At 64.9% G+C, this 13447-nt stretch carries 16 protein-coding genes and 1 pseudogene; 8 read left to right on the top strand and 9 right to left on the bottom strand.

Features of this window, described 5'->3' with window-relative positions; genetic code table 11:
- Nucleotides 1–284: 284 nt before the first annotated feature.
- Genes V3B30_RS00060 through V3B30_RS00075 form a run of 4 tightly spaced genes read right to left on the bottom strand, consistent with a single transcriptional unit; the run spans nucleotide 285 to nucleotide 4206 of the window.
- The gene (locus V3B30_RS00060) at nucleotides 285–725 is read right to left on the bottom strand and encodes a DUF2894 domain-containing protein (protein WP_329809544.1); all 441 of its coding nucleotides are present in this window, start codon (nucleotides 723–725) and stop codon (nucleotides 285–287) included.
- Complete coding sequence (locus V3B30_RS00065) at nucleotides 643–1281, bottom strand: OmpA family protein (protein ID WP_032129979.1); 639 nt, start codon at nucleotides 1279–1281, stop codon at nucleotides 643–645. The genes V3B30_RS00060 and V3B30_RS00065 overlap by 83 nt, the downstream gene beginning before the upstream one ends.
- Nucleotides 1278–3542, bottom strand: coding sequence for a DUF802 domain-containing protein (locus V3B30_RS00070; RefSeq protein WP_262082388.1), 2265 nt, complete (start codon nucleotides 3540–3542; stop codon nucleotides 1278–1280). The genes V3B30_RS00065 and V3B30_RS00070 overlap by 4 nt, the downstream gene beginning before the upstream one ends.
- A gap of 10 nt (nucleotides 3543–3552) precedes the next feature.
- Nucleotides 3553–4206 (bottom strand): DUF3348 domain-containing protein, encoded by a 654-nt coding sequence (locus tag V3B30_RS00075; RefSeq protein WP_262082389.1) that lies wholly within the window; start codon nucleotides 4204–4206, stop codon nucleotides 3553–3555.
- A gap of 145 nt (nucleotides 4207–4351) precedes the next feature.
- Here V3B30_RS00075 and V3B30_RS00080 point away from each other — a divergent pair, with 145 nt between their 5' ends.
- Complete coding sequence (locus V3B30_RS00080) at nucleotides 4352–5272, top strand: M14 family metallocarboxypeptidase (RefSeq protein WP_014037468.1); 921 nt, start codon at nucleotides 4352–4354, stop codon at nucleotides 5270–5272.
- A 50-nt stretch (nucleotides 5273–5322) separates the two neighbouring features.
- Here V3B30_RS00080 and V3B30_RS00085 read toward each other — a convergent pair whose 3' ends face one another.
- The 3 genes and pseudogenes from V3B30_RS00085 to V3B30_RS00095 form a co-directional block, all read right to left on the bottom strand.
- Complete coding sequence (locus V3B30_RS00085) at nucleotides 5323–5715, bottom strand: diacylglycerol kinase (protein WP_262082390.1); 393 nt, start codon at nucleotides 5713–5715, stop codon at nucleotides 5323–5325.
- Between the two features lie 82 nt (nucleotides 5716–5797).
- Nucleotides 5798–6424, bottom strand: a complete 627-nt coding sequence (locus V3B30_RS00090; protein ID WP_262082391.1) for a hypothetical protein — start codon at nucleotides 6422–6424, stop codon at nucleotides 5798–5800.
- A gap of 50 nt (nucleotides 6425–6474) precedes the next feature.
- Nucleotides 6475–6621: pseudogene (locus V3B30_RS00095) on the bottom strand (nuclear transport factor 2 family protein); the annotation flags it as partial.
- 896 nt (nucleotides 6622–7517) lie between these two features.
- Between V3B30_RS00095 and V3B30_RS00100 the strand changes: the two are divergent.
- From V3B30_RS00100 to V3B30_RS00120, 5 genes are all read left to right on the top strand, one after another.
- Nucleotides 7518–7763 carry a hypothetical protein gene (locus V3B30_RS00100; RefSeq protein ID WP_262082392.1) on the top strand — a complete coding sequence of 82 codons (246 nt, stop codon included), beginning with the start codon at nucleotides 7518–7520 and terminating at the stop codon, nucleotides 7761–7763.
- 82 nt (nucleotides 7764–7845) lie between these two features.
- Nucleotides 7846–8286, top strand: coding sequence for a hypothetical protein (locus V3B30_RS00105; RefSeq protein WP_262082393.1), 441 nt, complete (start codon nucleotides 7846–7848; stop codon nucleotides 8284–8286).
- Nucleotides 8287–8460: 174 nt separating this feature from the next.
- Entirely contained in the window at nucleotides 8461–8784 is a 324-nt protein-coding gene (locus V3B30_RS00110) for a hypothetical protein (RefSeq protein ID WP_262082394.1), read from the top strand.
- A 1026-nt stretch (nucleotides 8785–9810) separates the two neighbouring features.
- Nucleotides 9811–10200, top strand: a complete 390-nt coding sequence (locus V3B30_RS00115; RefSeq protein WP_262082395.1) for a hypothetical protein — start codon at nucleotides 9811–9813, stop codon at nucleotides 10198–10200.
- A 10-nt stretch (nucleotides 10201–10210) separates the two neighbouring features.
- Nucleotides 10211–10546 (top strand): hypothetical protein, encoded by a 336-nt coding sequence (locus V3B30_RS00120; protein WP_262082396.1) that lies wholly within the window; start codon nucleotides 10211–10213, stop codon nucleotides 10544–10546.
- Nucleotides 10547–10591: 45 nt separating this feature from the next.
- On the opposite strand, the gene V3B30_RS00125 is transcribed toward V3B30_RS00120, so the two are convergent.
- Nucleotides 10592–10966: a hypothetical protein gene (locus V3B30_RS00125; RefSeq protein WP_262082397.1), complete on the bottom strand. Its 375-nt coding sequence runs from the start codon at nucleotides 10964–10966 to the stop codon at nucleotides 10592–10594.
- Nucleotides 10967–11540: 574 nt separating this feature from the next.
- Here V3B30_RS00125 and V3B30_RS00130 point away from each other — a divergent pair.
- Nucleotides 11541–11870 carry a hypothetical protein gene (locus tag V3B30_RS00130; RefSeq protein ID WP_005416862.1) on the top strand — a complete coding sequence of 110 codons (330 nt, stop codon included), beginning with the start codon at nucleotides 11541–11543 and terminating at the stop codon, nucleotides 11868–11870.
- Here V3B30_RS00130 and V3B30_RS00135 read toward each other — a convergent pair.
- Complete coding sequence (locus tag V3B30_RS00135) at nucleotides 11864–12268, bottom strand: ribonucleotide reductase subunit alpha (protein ID WP_188485049.1); 405 nt, start codon at nucleotides 12266–12268, stop codon at nucleotides 11864–11866. The two genes, V3B30_RS00130 and V3B30_RS00135, sit on opposite strands and share 7 nt — an antisense overlap.
- Before the next feature lie 194 nt (nucleotides 12269–12462).
- Here V3B30_RS00135 and moaA point away from each other — a divergent pair, with 194 nt between their 5' ends.
- Nucleotides 12463–13443: a GTP 3',8-cyclase MoaA gene (gene moaA / locus V3B30_RS00140; protein WP_075677992.1), complete on the top strand. Its 981-nt coding sequence runs from the start codon at nucleotides 12463–12465 to the stop codon at nucleotides 13441–13443.
- The last annotated feature ends 4 nt before the right edge of the window (nucleotides 13444–13447 follow it).

Raw genomic sequence — 13447 nt, forward strand, 5'->3', positions numbered from 1 at the left:
GCCGGGAGGCAACCCATGGTGCTGGTAGTGCCGGCCGTTGGTCGTTGGCCATCGCCTCCGCCTGGTCCGGCGTTCCATTGCCGGTCAGGTCTACGACCACATGTCTGCGCCGCCGGCTCTTTGAAAGCGAAGCTGCAGTGGCATGTGTAATCGACCCGTTCAATTACATCGAACGCCGGGGGCTGGTGCAGTCACTCGCGTGGGTTGTCATGCCGGATCATGTTCACTGGATGTTCGAGCTGCGTGCAGCCCACCTTCCAGCGGCCGGCACTACCCATCGGTGTTCAGCGCGGCTTGCGCGTGCGCTTCGGCTTCGTGGCATCGCCGCCGCTGGCCGCACCATCCTGCAGCGCCTGCAGCCAGGACAGAGTGTCTACATAGTCGATGAAGTGGCGCAGGTAGCCGGGGCTGGTCGCCTGCATCGTGTCCAGCATGCGCTGCACCAGCACCGCCGAGTTCAGCGGGCCGCCGTCGGCGGGCGCTTCGGTGCGCAACGAGCGGCGCACCTGCAGTTCGCTGCGCAGTTCCGACCACTCGCGCTGCACCTGCTGCAGCATCGGCACTTGGGGATAGTGCGGCAGCGAGCGCGACCCCGCATCGAGGTCGCGCACCAGTGCGCGCAGACCCTCCAGCGCGGGCGGCTTACTTGGCATCGGTGGCCTTGGGCTTGGGAATCGGTGCGATTTCCACGCGCCGGTTGCGTGCACGGCCGTCTTCGCTGGCATTGGAGCTGACCGGCTGCTCGCTGCCGAACGCGGCGGCAAATACTGCGTCGGCCGGCACGCCGTCGGCGATCAGGGTGCGGGTCACGGTCAGCGAACGCTGCGCGGACAGCTCCCAGTTGTCGGCGAAGCGGCGGTTGCCTTCGCGCACCGGTGCGTCATCGGTGAAGCCGCTGACCATCAGGATCTCTTCGCGCGTGCCCAGGTAGGCGGCCAGCGGTGCGGCCAGGCTGCGCAGCAGCTCCTGGCCTTCCGGCTGCAGCTGGTCGGAGTTCAGCGCGAACAACACGCTGCCACTGATGCCGATGCGGCCGTCGACCAGGGTCACGCGACCGGCGGCCAACGGGCCAGCCAGCGCCTGTTCCAGGGTCTGCAGGCGCTTGGCCTCGGCCTGGCGCTGCTTCACTTCCTGGTCCAGCCGCTGCGACAGCTCCAGCTGCACGGCGACCACACCGACCAGTATCAGCACGAACGCACCCAGCAGCACCGACATCAGGTCGCCGAAGGCGGCCCAGATCGGGGCGTGCGAACCGCCATCGACCTCCAACTCGTCGCTCATGCGCTGCCGGCCTTGGCGCGGCGCGCAGCCAGCTGCTGCAGTTCTTCCATCACCTGCTTCTGCGACAGCAGGCTGAGGTCGACCACCTCGCGCGCCTGTGCCACGTAGTAGGCCAGCTGTTCGTCGCTGCGGGCCAGCGAGGCATCCAGCGCGCCGCCGATCTGTTCCAGGCGGCTGGACAGTTCGGTGGAGGCGCTGCCGAATTGCGCGACCGCCTCACCGAAGGCGCCAGCCAGCTGGCCGACGTCGCCGGCGCTGCCGCTGAGCGCTGCGGCAATGCCATCCAGCTTGCCGGTCTCGGCGGCGATATGGTCGGTGAAGCGATTGCCGACGCGTTCCAGCAGCTCAGCCGAACCGCCGACCAGGGCGTCCACCGCGGTGCGCTGCTCGTGCGAAGCGTGGTTGATTGCATCCAGCAGGGTCTGCACGGTGGCCAGCAGGCGGCCGCGCTCTTCCAGCATCGCGTTGTCGCGCACCAGGCTCTCGGACAGCGTGCTGCGCAGCTCGTTGATGACGTCGGCGGCGGCCTTCGGCGCAGCGGCGGCCGTCTGCAGCAGGGTGGACACTTCGGCCAGCGTGGCGCTGGCCTGGGCGCGACCGTTCTCGCCGATCTGCTGCGCGGTTGCCGCCAGCGTGTCGCAGACCTGCTGCTGCTGCGCGGCCAGGCGTTCGCCGTTGGCCTGCAGGCGCTCGGCCAGATCGGTGGAAACGTGCTGCAGGGCATCGCTCCAGCGCTGCAGGCGCTGCTCGTCGCTGGCCTGCAGCTGGGCCTGCAGCGCGGCGTGGGCCTGCTGCAGTTCGGCACTGACCGCGTCCCAGCGCGCCTGGCGCTGCTGCTCGCGGCTGTCCAGGCTGGCCTGCAGTTCGGCGTGCGCGGTCGCGGCGGCGGCCTGCGCGGCCTGCCACTGCTGCGAACGCTGCAGTTCGTGATCCTGCAGCAGCGCCTGGCTGGCGCTGTGGTGTTGTTCCAGTGCCTGCAGCAGCGCCTGCGCACGCGCATCCAGATGCTCGCTGGCGGCCAGCAACGCCTGCTGCTGGCGTTCGACCAGCGCGGTATTCAGTGCCTGCTGCTGTTCGGCGGCGGCGCGCCAGGCCTCGGCATTGCAGCTGGCATCGGCCTGCAGGCGCTCGCCGATGCGCGCGACCAGTGCTTCGGCGTGCGTGCCCTGGCCATCGCTGAAGGCCTGCAGGTGCTGGCGCAGATCACTCACCAGCGCCTGTTGTGCCTGGGTCTGCTCGCTCACCACCTTGGCCCAGCTGGCCTCGGTGGCGACGCGGCTGCGCTCGAAACCGTCGCTCAGGCCAGACAACTGCTGCTGCACCGCCTGCTCGACACGGGTGTGCAGTGCTTCGCCGTGACGGGCCAGGCCAGCCAGGGTGGTTTCGGCCATCGGCTGCAGCGCGCCACCGATGGCAGCAGCGCTGGCCTCGGCACCTTCGCGCAGCGACTGCTGCAGCGAGATGGCCAGGCGTTCCTGCAGCGCCTGGCTCTGGGCCAGGAACTCGGCCTGGCCGGCCAGCAGGCGCTCATTGGCGACCGCACTGTGCTGTTCGAAGGTGCTGGTCATCGCCTGCAGGCGGTCGACCAGCGCCGGCAGCGCGGCGGACTGTGCCTGCAGCAGGCGCAGCGATTCAGCGCGCTGCCACGCCTGGGAGTACGGGTGCAGGTCGCCGGCAATGGCACGGTCCAGCTGCTGCACGGCCTGCAGGCGGTCACGGCGCAGCAGCGCGGCCAGCAGGCCGAGCATGGCCGAGCTGGCCACACCGGCGATCGAGGTGCCGAATGCCACCGCCAGGCCTTGGACCGGCGACGCCAGCGAGCCGCGGATGGCGGCCATGTCGGTCGCGCTCTGCAGGGCCAGGCCGGTGCCACGCAGGGTGTCCATCATGCCCAGCAGGGTGCCGAGCATGCCCAGCAGCACCAACAGGCCAACCAGGTACGGGGTCAGCACCGGCGCGGGCAGGGCGGTGCGCTCGCCTTCCACGCGCAGGCGCACCGCGTTGCGCAGGCCCACCGGCACGCGTTCCAGCCAGGGGGCAAGGCTCTCCTTCGCGCTGGACAGGTCACTCAGTGCGCTGCGCAGGCCGTTGCTGGCCTGGCGGTAGCGGTACAGCTCCACGCCACCGGCGATGTAGCAGGCCGCGATGATCGCCGCCACCGCTGCACCCAGCGGATGCACCGAAACGTAGCCAATGCCTATCCAGCACACGGCCAGCAGGCCGACAAGGAAGACAACGACATGGAAAGCAGTTCTGGACATGGTGTTCCGGTCAGTGGGAGCGCAGGGCGTCTTGCAGCCCTTCGATCGGGTGGAAGCGCAGCTGCAGCTCGGCGAGCAGCAGTGTGCGCATGTCATGGCGGAAGGCCGCGCGCCAACCGGGCTGGCCGTGCACGCGTTCAAAACGGGCGCCGAGCACCGCCGGCGCAGTGGCCAGCAGGCTGTGCTCGCGCGGGGTGAGGGTCTGCTCCATCACTGCGTCGACCTCGGCCAGCCGTGCCAGCTCGGGTGAAACCTGCACCAGCTGGTCGCGCAGGCGGCCGCGCAGGCGCCCGGTGGCGGTCTGGATGGCCTGCTGCAGCACCCGGTAGCGCTGGCGCAGCGAGGCGAAATTGGGTGCGGCGGCGGCTTCGGCCAAGTCGAGCAGGCGTTCGGCCTCGGCATCTTCACGGATCGAGGCCAGCAGGCTGGCATGAGCCTGCGCGCAGTCGTCCAGCACATCCTCGGCCGCTTCGGCGGCCTCACCCGGCTCGGGCAGGCGTCCGCCGAGCGCGCCGGACAGGGCCACGGCACGGCTCCAGTCCACCCACTGGCCGAGGCGATCGGTCAGGGCGGGACTGCTGGCCGGCATCGCGCCGTCGCTGAGACGGGCGAGCAGGCGGAGGAATTCCGGTCCACCCAGGACCGGCTGCGCTGCTTTCGCCATCAAGGAGTGAGGGGCCAAAAACCGTTGATTTTACAACCAGATGACCCGGCCTGGATGAAGGCGGGGCCGGGGGGAGGGCACCCGCAGGCGCGACAGGGCTTAGAATGTCCGGCTGCACCCATCCGTTCGACCCCTGGAGTACCCAATGACTGTTGCGCAGTTCTACCCGATCGGCACCCCCGGACAGCCTTGGGGCGACGCGGAACGCGCACAGTGGCGGGCCCGCCAGCAGCGCCAGCGCAGCTACCACGACGATGTAGTGGCCGCCCTTGAGCGCCTGGACGACAGCTTCGATGTGATCCAGTATGGCCAGTTAGACTATGCGCCGGACCATTACCCGCTGTTCGCCGTGGTCAACCACGACTGGAACCCGGCGCTGCCGACCGCGCTGATCACCGGCGGCGTGCATGGCTACGAGACCAGCGGCGTGCATGGCGCCCTGCAGTTCCTGGAACAGCAGGCCGAGCGTTACCTGGGCCGGTTGAACCTGATCGTGGCACCGTGCGTCAGCCCGTGGGGCTACGAGCGCATCCAGCGCTGGAATCCCGATGCCATCGACCCGAACCGCAGCTTCCGTGACGGCGGCCAGATCGAGGAAGCCGCCGCGCTGATGCGCTGGGTGGCCGAGCGCAAGCCGAACCTGCTGGTGCACCTGGACCTGCACGAGACCACCGACAGCGACCTGCACGAGTTCGATCCGGCGCGCTGCGCCCGCGACGGCAAGCCGTTCGAGCGCGACACCATTCCGGATGGCTTCTACGTGATCGGCAACAGCGAAGACCCGCAGGCCGAGTTCCAGAAGGCATTGATCACCGCCGTTGCCCCGGTCACCCACATCGCTCCGGCCGACGCCGAAGGCAACCTGGTCGGCTTGCCGCTGCAGTCGCCGGGCGTGGTCTGGGGCGAATCGCGCTCGATCGGCGCCTGCGCCGGCTTCACCGACGCGCGCTTTGCCACCACCACCGAGGTCTACCCGGACAGCCCGCGCACCAACCCGCAGGAATGCAACGACGCCCAGGTGGCGGCGGTGTGCGCGGGTCTGGATTTCGCCCTGGCGGCGCAGTAACGCAGCAACACGAGGTAGCGCCGGGCCCTGCCCGGCGGCTCAGGCGTGACCTAGCCCAGCAGGATCACGCCCCACACCGTGCCGACCATCAGCAGTGCGGTGGTCTGTGCGGCGCTGCCCATGTCCTTGGCGTTCTTGGACAGTGGGTGGTGGTCAAGCGAGATGCGGTCGACCACCGCTTCGATGGCCGAATTGAGCAGCTCCACCAGCAGGCTGATGAAGCAGACCGCCAGCACCACAGCACGTTCGACGTGGCTGATGTCCAGCAGGAAGGCGGTGGCGATCAGCAGCGCATGCAGCAGCAACAGCTGCCGGAAGGCCGCTTCGCCACGGAACGTGGCGATGAAGCCATCGCGCGAATGGATCAGCGTATGGAAGATGCGGGCAAGCCCGGTCTTGCCGTGCGGGTACTTGCCGCTGTCCCTGGGGTGAGGTGGCTGCATGCCGCTCCTGCCATGAATTGACCTCACGACAGGATGTGCAGGCGGGCGTCGGGAAAGCGTCGGACGCCCGTTGGATTTTCCTTCAGCCGGCCTGGCGCTGCGCCTGGATGGCCTGGTCGAGGGCATCCAGATCATCCGTCGGCGAGGCCAGCCATGCCGGGTACGCCTCGGTCTCCACGAAGTCGGAGGATCGCAGTACATCATCGAAGGCAGGATTGCCCTTCTCCGCATGACGCAGCAGGCCGGACATCAACCCGCAGATGCGGACGGCGGCCTGGAAGGCGCCCTGCAACGAACCGGCCGGCTCGGTGACCGTGTTGAGGAAGGCCGCATAGGCCGGGCCATCGAAGACGAAGTCCTCGCGCTGCTGGAAGGCGTCGCCGCTGAGGTTGGCTTCGCCGGAGACGTGCCGCGAAAACCCCCAGGACCAGATGTCGAGGAAGCGCAGGTCATCCAGCATCCGGCGTGCATCGTCTGTCAACGGAACTGCGCCGGACAGAGCGTGCTCCAGCGTGGCTGCCGCGAAGGGCTCGGTGCCCTCGTGGGCCAGGAAATCGCTCAGGCAGCGCAGCGCACCGGGATGATGCGGGTCCAGTTGCAGCGCCCGGTAGATCACGCGGGCGCCTTCCACATGGCGGCCCTGGGCGATGAAGATGTTGAGCGCGTGGTGGGCGAGCTGGTCGGCGTTGAGGTCGGCAATCCGTGTCATCGGGGTCTGGCTGGCGTGGGTAAACGGTGGGCTTCAGTCTGGCAGATCACTCATTCGGCCGGGCTGCGTGAATCACGCATCGAGTAGATCACCGAGAAGATCTTCCAGCCCCGCTCGGTGCGGACCAGCTGCCACATCTCCTTGCCCCAGTTGGTCTTCACTCCATCGTCGTGGAAGTTGTAGTCGAACGATACCGAGGTGTGACTGTTTCTCTGTTCGATTGCAGGATCTTGCGAGGGTGCTCGGCGAGAACCTGCTGATCGACTTCCCGGTGATCCGTCGGATTCTTAATGTGTGAGACATGAAACATGAAACGTGAAGCTCCTCAGCCCTCCAGGAAGGCCCGTGGCATAGCATGAGAGCGTTTGATCTGCGGTGTTTGAAAGAGGACGTCGAAGCGAAACCATAAGGCGTTATTGGAAAAGAGGGTTCCTAATGCCTGCGTGGCTAGGCCTAAAGGTGCAAGCGCATTCCCAAAGGACTGGGAATATGATGGGATCGAGCATCGGCAGCTGGCCAATGAGCTTGAGTGTCGTGCATATCAAGAGCAGATGATCTGTGCAACTCGGCTGCGCGACGGCGGACTCGGAGGCGCCGCAGTAGACAAGGCTTACAGCAGGGCAGTAAAGGAAAGGAGCGACAGGCAATGCGATGCATTCGGATACTAGCCATCCTCTCGCTTGTTCTGGGCCAGCTGGGGTGCCGGGATGAGGTGGAGGGTTCAACGTACCCCATGGGTCAGACGGGAAAGACTTGCACTGTCTACAAAGGCTTTGATCGCCAGCCTCCAGAAGTGGTTGTTGCCGAACTGGTCAGACGGGGGGTGGACAGTCGCAGGTTGATCCATAAAACAGTTTGCGGCTCGATCACCAGTTGGGAGATCCTTCCTGTAGGGGCGTCGATCAATCGGATACCTCCCCCAGATACCTATGTGAACGTCTGGCTGAGGGAAGACGGCTCTGTCTCCGTCAGTACGGACCGCCCTTGACTTCGGCGCTGCCCCTGATGCTCACGCATCGGGCCAGCGCCCCTGCGCAATTGGCCTGCTAAGTGGGGAACTGTGCTCACTGAGTGTCATCCGGGTGAGCCTCGAGTGGTGATCGATCGGTCGTCCGAGGTCTGGGCTTGGGAGTGGCGCAACAAGAGCGAGGTGTTCGGTGACTGGATCCCGAATGCTGATCCGCAAGACGATGGAGTGGTGTTTGAACTCGGCCTGCGCTTTCCCGGCCAGCAGGTGACTCGCGCGAGTGGCTCGATCAAAACATCAAGGGCGACTCTGCCGCTGACTCCGCTGCGGATCAGCTGGCAAATCGCCTCGGACGATCATCTGGACAAATGAGCCGTACGGGGAGTTGCTCGCAGATGTGCGGGAGCTATCGCCGCGGTGGTAACTTCTCCTACTGATGACTCGGACGCCTCAAATGCACGCTGCCAAGCTGCTCCCAATCGTGACGCTGTCAATCGCACTTTCTGGTTGCATGGAAGTTGCCAGCACCGAGTATGCAGACCGCAACCAAGCCGTCTCAAGGCAAGCAATCGGTGAATCGAAGTGGTTGCCTTCATGGTTGCCTGAGGACGCAGTCAACATACGCGAGTCGCACGACATGGACACAAATGAATCGTGGCTGGTTTTCCGCCTGACCAGTGGGGTTCTTGCTTTGCCCGAAGACTGCAGGCTAGTGAGCAGGCCGGAGATGTCCGACGCGCGATTCATGCGGAGATTTCCTCAGTTTGCCCGCAACGCGTGGTCGCGAGCGTCAAGCTATGGCGGCAAGTTCTATCTGTGTCCGGAGGGTAATGTTGGTCGCTGGGTCATGCGCGATGAAGAGCTGGGCCTTGTTTACAGCGGAATAGAACTATAGATGGCCGGATGGTCACGCCTGGTAGGCGAATGCGTGAGTGGCACTTGGCAGCCTCCTTTTCCGGCACCTGATTCGGCAATTTCCGGCCGAGCGTCGTGTGTGGGAGGGGTTCTGGGATATCGCCCCATGGTCTATGGTGGCTGCAGCGCCGGCGGTGGATAGAGGTCAATGGAAATGAAAGACAAACTGAGAGAAAGAGAGGCGCTGTCGCCAACTGGCTTTTACGACCAATATTATACGAGGAGTGGCCTGGATCAGGAAACCGTAGTGGAACTGCTGGAGCACGTTGCAGATGAGCTTCGATTGCCTTCCGGGAAGCTACGTCCTGAAGATCGATTCTCGGAGGAACTGTCGCCTGGTGAAGATCATGGCTGGGACTCGGGGTATGGGGTGTTGATATTCGAGCTTCAATCGCTCGCTAAGAAACGTGGTGTTGCAGTCGATCGGCGGGTGGACTCGCTCGACGACTATATTCGTATCATGGCGGGTATCTATTGATGAGATTGATAAATCCTTGAATGGCCATCGGCGTGAGACGTAACAGTGCTTACTGAGGATACGGGGATGCCAAAGGTGAGGTGTGCCGCAGCTGTCATTGCCGGCCTGGTTCTGGTCGGCTGTGCAATATCGGGTGGCGATATGATCGTGCGCGTTTCGGGAAGCGTGCCGCCAGGTCAGGGTAACGTTCGCGCTCTCGATTGTGAGCTGAGCATGCTTGGGGAGGGCGAGGGTGTAGTTTCGTCGAAACCGGTTGGAAGCACATTCTCGGTCCCCATGATGGTCGTTGCAGGGCCGGAACCCAGAAGCTACCAATTCGCCGTCGAATGCAGGGACGGTCGAAGGTTCGCATCCAAGGAAGTTCAGATCAGTAGTCGGCGGTCATATGCCAGGGATCTCAACCTTGGGGAGCTTCAGGAGTGGTGAGAGAGAGGGGGCGGAGCCCCTGGCGGTGGCGACCATCGGAGGTTGTCGAACGAAACAAAGTGCACATTGTCCGCAGTGGGGAGCGCTCTCCCACGTTCAGAGGGCTTGACGGGAAATCCAGTCCATGAGATCCATTTGTGCCTTGCTTTTCATCCTTCTCGCAGGCACGGCGCTATTGATCCTTCGGGGGCTCCATCGAGGCGAGCTGCGTGAGAAGCCGGTTTATGCCGCTTTGCAAAGTGCAGAGCTGGAGTACAGAGGCGAGCCTGTTGGTGACCTGATCTATGAAGAAGGGGGCGGGCATCTGCTCGCCGGGTTCTCTATAGGCGCGCAAGCGAGGGTTTGGGTGGCGTTGGACACAATGAGAGACAATGAGGATCTGTTTGTCATCCCCATGCACGGGGAACGGAAGATCCCCTGTCAACTTGTCGATCAGCTGGTGTCAGCCAATGTTGGATCAGCCCTTGCTAGGCGCGCTTTGAAGGCGTCTTGTGTGAAGTAAAGCGTTGCGAGGCTGAAGAAATTCCCCGTACCCGCCGCAGCAATGATGACGGCGGGGATTCGGTCGTTCTGTTGTATGCGTCTGAGGGATTCCAGTAGATGAATGAAGATTTCAACGCGCTGGAATGGTGTGATGCCACGTTGCTGGCCATCAACATCGACAGAAGCAATCCTGGCGTATGCGACGAGGTAAGGGTGCGGGTGCGCTGGCCGGATGGCCAGCAGGTAGCCGTTTGCTTCTCGGAAGCCTACGGGTGCTCGGCGCTCATGAACTTCGGCGTACTGGGTGAAGAGGGAATAGAGTTCGCCAGGGTCGACGATGACGAGCCGGGACTCGCCGATCTTCTTGATCGTTGGAAGGCGGTCGGCTATCCGCTGTCCGGCCTGAAGTGTTTCCGTATCGAGACCAGCTCAACCGGAAGCGTCATTCTCATCTACGCCAGGACATGGCGGATCGAGCATCTGCCGATGGCGGGTGCAGTGCCCTGAAGGACATCCCGTGCCCAGATTCCTCACCCCCGACGAGGTTTCTCTCATCCACAGGCTGCTGCCTGAGACGACCGAGCTGTCCGAACGGTTGTTGAAGGATCTGGCGCTCGCCCAGGTGGAGGACGTAGAGGTCGTCGGATTCGGGGGCGTGGTGTTCCTGTCCAGCACGACCCAGCTCTTCGGTAGTGACATTGCTACTGCAATGCTTGCCGATGCCGATGGCGTGCCGGTGAGAGTCACCCTGTGCCTGGATAATCACGATCAGCTCTTCGAGCTGGAACTGTGCAAGGTGGACTTCTCGCCGATCATCGGCGTCGATCTGAGAAGCGCTTTCAGGGAGCATTGACGCCTGTTGAAAGCGTTCCTCGCTGAAGGCCGTTGCGCCTGGCGTTCACCCGTCGGGCTGCAACCGCCCCGCCGCCTGCGCGCACAACGACTGACAGGCCATGACCAACCCCTCCATCACCCGGTCGCCCACGTACTGCTCGGGTTCGCCGTTCTGGCGGGTGCGTTCGGCCGCCAGCAGCAGTTCCAGCACTACCCGCAACCCGCTCAACGCGCAATCGGCATCGGCCAGGGCCAGGCAGCGCCCGGGCAGCTGATGCCGCTCCCGCCAGGGTTGGCCATCGGCCGCCGCACCGACGCCGATGCGATGGAGGTTGGCAATGAAGGTGTTCCTGTCCACTGCGGGCACAGCCTGTGGCGAACCGTCGTCGTGGGCGGTGCTGCGGTAGGCGTGCAGATGCGGGAAGTCCGATTCGTTCATGGCAAGGCTCCGTGCAGGGCAATCGGTGGCCACCACTCATAAAAGTGGCGGACGGTACGTGGTTCGAACACCGGGTTGATGTCAGTCCGGCGGGCCCGAAGGCCCCCACGCACCGCCCGCCATAGCCGGCAGACGGATTGCCAGCCGGCGCCACGCTAAGGTGACGCCGGCTGGCAAGCGCATACATCAACATCAACTCGGGTGTTCGAAGCCCGGCCACCCTTTTCCGGTGGCACGCCATCTGAGCCCCTGGCGCTGTGCAATGCCAATCAGAAGAGTTGCAAACATCGTTCGATTGGAGACGCTTTCGGCATTCTCCCACGCTGTTAAGCACCGCCAGCGCGGGCTGGCGCGGTGATCCGCCCGAACCGTGCAATCTGCGACAGGTGTCGAGGTTGGGAAGCGGGAGGGAGCGAGTGGGGAGGGGCGATGGCGACAGGCTCTGCGGGGAGGGAACCTGAGTCGAGCCTGGCCGGGCCCCAGCAGCGCCAAAGCGTGACGTGCGACTCGGGTTGACGTTCCCAGCCACCAAGCGCAGGCTTGTTCAGCACGTTTCCTAACCAGAAGGAGACTTATGACCGCGACCGCTTCGCTGCACCCAACCCCCGACACCCAAGGCCGTTCGCGCCTCTGGAGTGTGTTCTGGCTGCAGGGCGTCATTCCCAGCAACATTCTGTGGGCGGTAGCCCTCTGGGCCCTGGCCAACCAGCGCACCACGCTGCTGCTGGGGGTATTTGCCGTGCTGCTGCTCTATACCGGCTGGATCATCCCGGCGGTATGGCGGGCGGCGCCCACCGCGCACAACCCCAACCTGGGCGTAGCCGCGCGTGGGCTGACCGTCGCCTGGGGGCTGAACACCGTGCTGGTGATCTTCTTCCTGACCCTGCAGCTGGTGGCTCAATAGAACTGAACGGGCTCGCCGCCACGGTCGAAGGCGGCGAAGCGGCCGATCTGACCGTCATGGATGGCGTTGACCATCAGCTGCAGCGGGCGCGCGGCTTCGTCGCTGTTGGGCGCGAAACCGGCGCGGCCGTCCAGCGCCGCCACGAAGACCAGGTCCCAGTCGATGCCGGTGGTGGTCGATTCGGCCGCCAGCGCCTGGAAGCTGGGCACCTCGGCCGGCAGCTTGTCCACGCACAGCACCGGCGAGAGGGTGCCGCCCTCGCGACGGTCATGCCGGTCGCGCTGGTCGCTGGTGGGCGATTCGGGCAGCTCGGCGCGCACGAATACGAACAGCAAGCGTTGCGGTTCAGCCTGCTGGCCTGCGGCGTGCAGCAGCTGCTGGAAATCGTTCATCATCATGAGGGTTGTCACACGCCCGCTGCACGGAAAGCCGCATGCTGCCACAACGCCTGCCGCGCGGGGCCGAAGACGATTGATTTAAGTCATGCCCATGGAACTGACTGCCGCGTACTCTGGCAATCGTTCCAGCAGACGAGGGTTTCCGGGCCGTTCCGGGCACAGGCAAGACGGTGGAGCAACAAGGTGGACCAGCCATGAGCCAACTCACCGACGGTTTCGGACGCAGCTTTCCGTACCTGCGCCTGTCGTTGACCGAAGCCTGCAACTTCCGTTGCAGTTACTGCCTGCCCGACGGTTACCAGGCCGATGGCCGCCCGCGCTTCCTGCAGGTGGATGAAATCGCGCGCCTGGTGCGTGCGTTTGCCGCGCTGGGCATGAGCAAGATCCGCCTGACCGGTGGCGAGCCCAGCCTGCGCAAGGACCTGGACGAGATCATCGCCACCGTGGCGGCAGTGCCGGGCATCCGCAAGGTGGCCATCACCACCAACGGCACCCTGCTGCCGCGGCGCCTGCCGGGCTGGCACCGCGCCGGCCTGACTGCGCTGAACGTGAGCATGGACAGCCTGCAGCGCGAACGCTTCAGGACCATCACCGGGCATGACCGCCTGCCGGAGATCGAACAGGGCCTGGCCTTGGCACAGGCGTTGGGCCTGCCGGCGATCAAGCTCAACGCGGTGCTGCTGCGCGGCCTGAACGACGACGAGTTGCCGCAGTGGATGGACTACCTGCGCGACCGTCCCTTCAGCGTGCGCTTCATCGAACTGATGCGCACCGGCGACAACGAAGCCTATTTCCAGCGCCACCACCTGCGCGCCGACCTGGTGATCGAGCAGCTGCTGGCCGCCGGCTGGCACGAGCGTCCGCGCGCGGCCGATGCTGGCCCAGCGCGGGAGTTCGGCCACCCTGACCATCGCGGCAGCATCGGCATCATCGCCCCGTATTCGCGTGACTTCTGCAAGGGCTGCAACCGCCTGCGGGTAACCGCCAAGGGCGATCTTCGGCTGTGCCTGTTCGGCGAGTTCGGCGTACCGCTGCGCCCGCTGCTGCAGAGCGACGACGACCACGACGCGCTGCTGGCACGCATCACCACACAGCTTGGCCTGAAAGCGGCCGGGCATGGACTGCACCAGGGCCAGACCGGGCTGACCCCGCACCTGGCCTCCATCGGAGGATGAGCAA

Source organism: Stenotrophomonas sp. SMYL41 (assembly GCF_036319965.1).
GTDB classification, from domain to species: Bacteria; Pseudomonadota; Gammaproteobacteria; order Xanthomonadales; family Xanthomonadaceae; genus Stenotrophomonas; species Stenotrophomonas maltophilia_R.

What these genes read in the sequence shown, in the direction of transcription:
- V3B30_RS00080 (WP_014037468.1), top strand. Translation starts at nt 4,352, where the DNA reads ATGACTGTTGCGCAGTTCTACCCGATCGGCACCCCCGGACAGCCTTGG.
- V3B30_RS00125 (WP_262082397.1), bottom strand. Translation starts at nt 10,966, where the DNA reads ATGAACGAATCGGACTTCCCGCATCTGCACGCCTACCGCAGCACCGCC.
- V3B30_RS00110 (WP_262082394.1), top strand. Translation starts at nt 8,461, where the DNA reads ATGAAAGACAAACTGAGAGAAAGAGAGGCGCTGTCGCCAACTGGCTTT.
- V3B30_RS00130 (WP_005416862.1), top strand. Translation starts at nt 11,541, where the DNA reads ATGACCGCGACCGCTTCGCTGCACCCAACCCCCGACACCCAAGGCCGT.
- V3B30_RS00065 (WP_032129979.1), bottom strand. Translation starts at nt 1,281, where the DNA reads ATGAGCGACGAGTTGGAGGTCGATGGCGGTTCGCACGCCCCGATCTGG.
- V3B30_RS00135 (WP_188485049.1), bottom strand. Translation starts at nt 12,268, where the DNA reads ATGATGATGAACGATTTCCAGCAGCTGCTGCACGCCGCAGGCCAGCAG.
- V3B30_RS00115 (WP_262082395.1), top strand. Translation starts at nt 9,811, where the DNA reads ATGAATGAAGATTTCAACGCGCTGGAATGGTGTGATGCCACGTTGCTG.
- V3B30_RS00105 (WP_262082393.1), top strand. Translation starts at nt 7,846, where the DNA reads ATGCACGCTGCCAAGCTGCTCCCAATCGTGACGCTGTCAATCGCACTT.
- V3B30_RS00090 (WP_262082391.1), bottom strand. Translation starts at nt 6,424, where the DNA reads ATGACACGGATTGCCGACCTCAACGCCGACCAGCTCGCCCACCACGCG.
- V3B30_RS00060 (WP_329809544.1), bottom strand. Translation starts at nt 725, where the DNA reads ATGCCAGCGAAGACGGCCGTGCACGCAACCGGCGCGTGGAAATCGCAC.
- V3B30_RS00085 (WP_262082390.1), bottom strand. Translation starts at nt 5,715, where the DNA reads ATGCAGCCACCTCACCCCAGGGACAGCGGCAAGTACCCGCACGGCAAG.
- moaA (WP_075677992.1), top strand. Translation starts at nt 12,463, where the DNA reads ATGAGCCAACTCACCGACGGTTTCGGACGCAGCTTTCCGTACCTGCGC.
- V3B30_RS00075 (WP_262082389.1), bottom strand. Translation starts at nt 4,206, where the DNA reads ATGGCGAAAGCAGCGCAGCCGGTCCTGGGTGGACCGGAATTCCTCCGC.
- V3B30_RS00070 (WP_262082388.1), bottom strand. Translation starts at nt 3,542, where the DNA reads ATGTCCAGAACTGCTTTCCATGTCGTTGTCTTCCTTGTCGGCCTGCTG.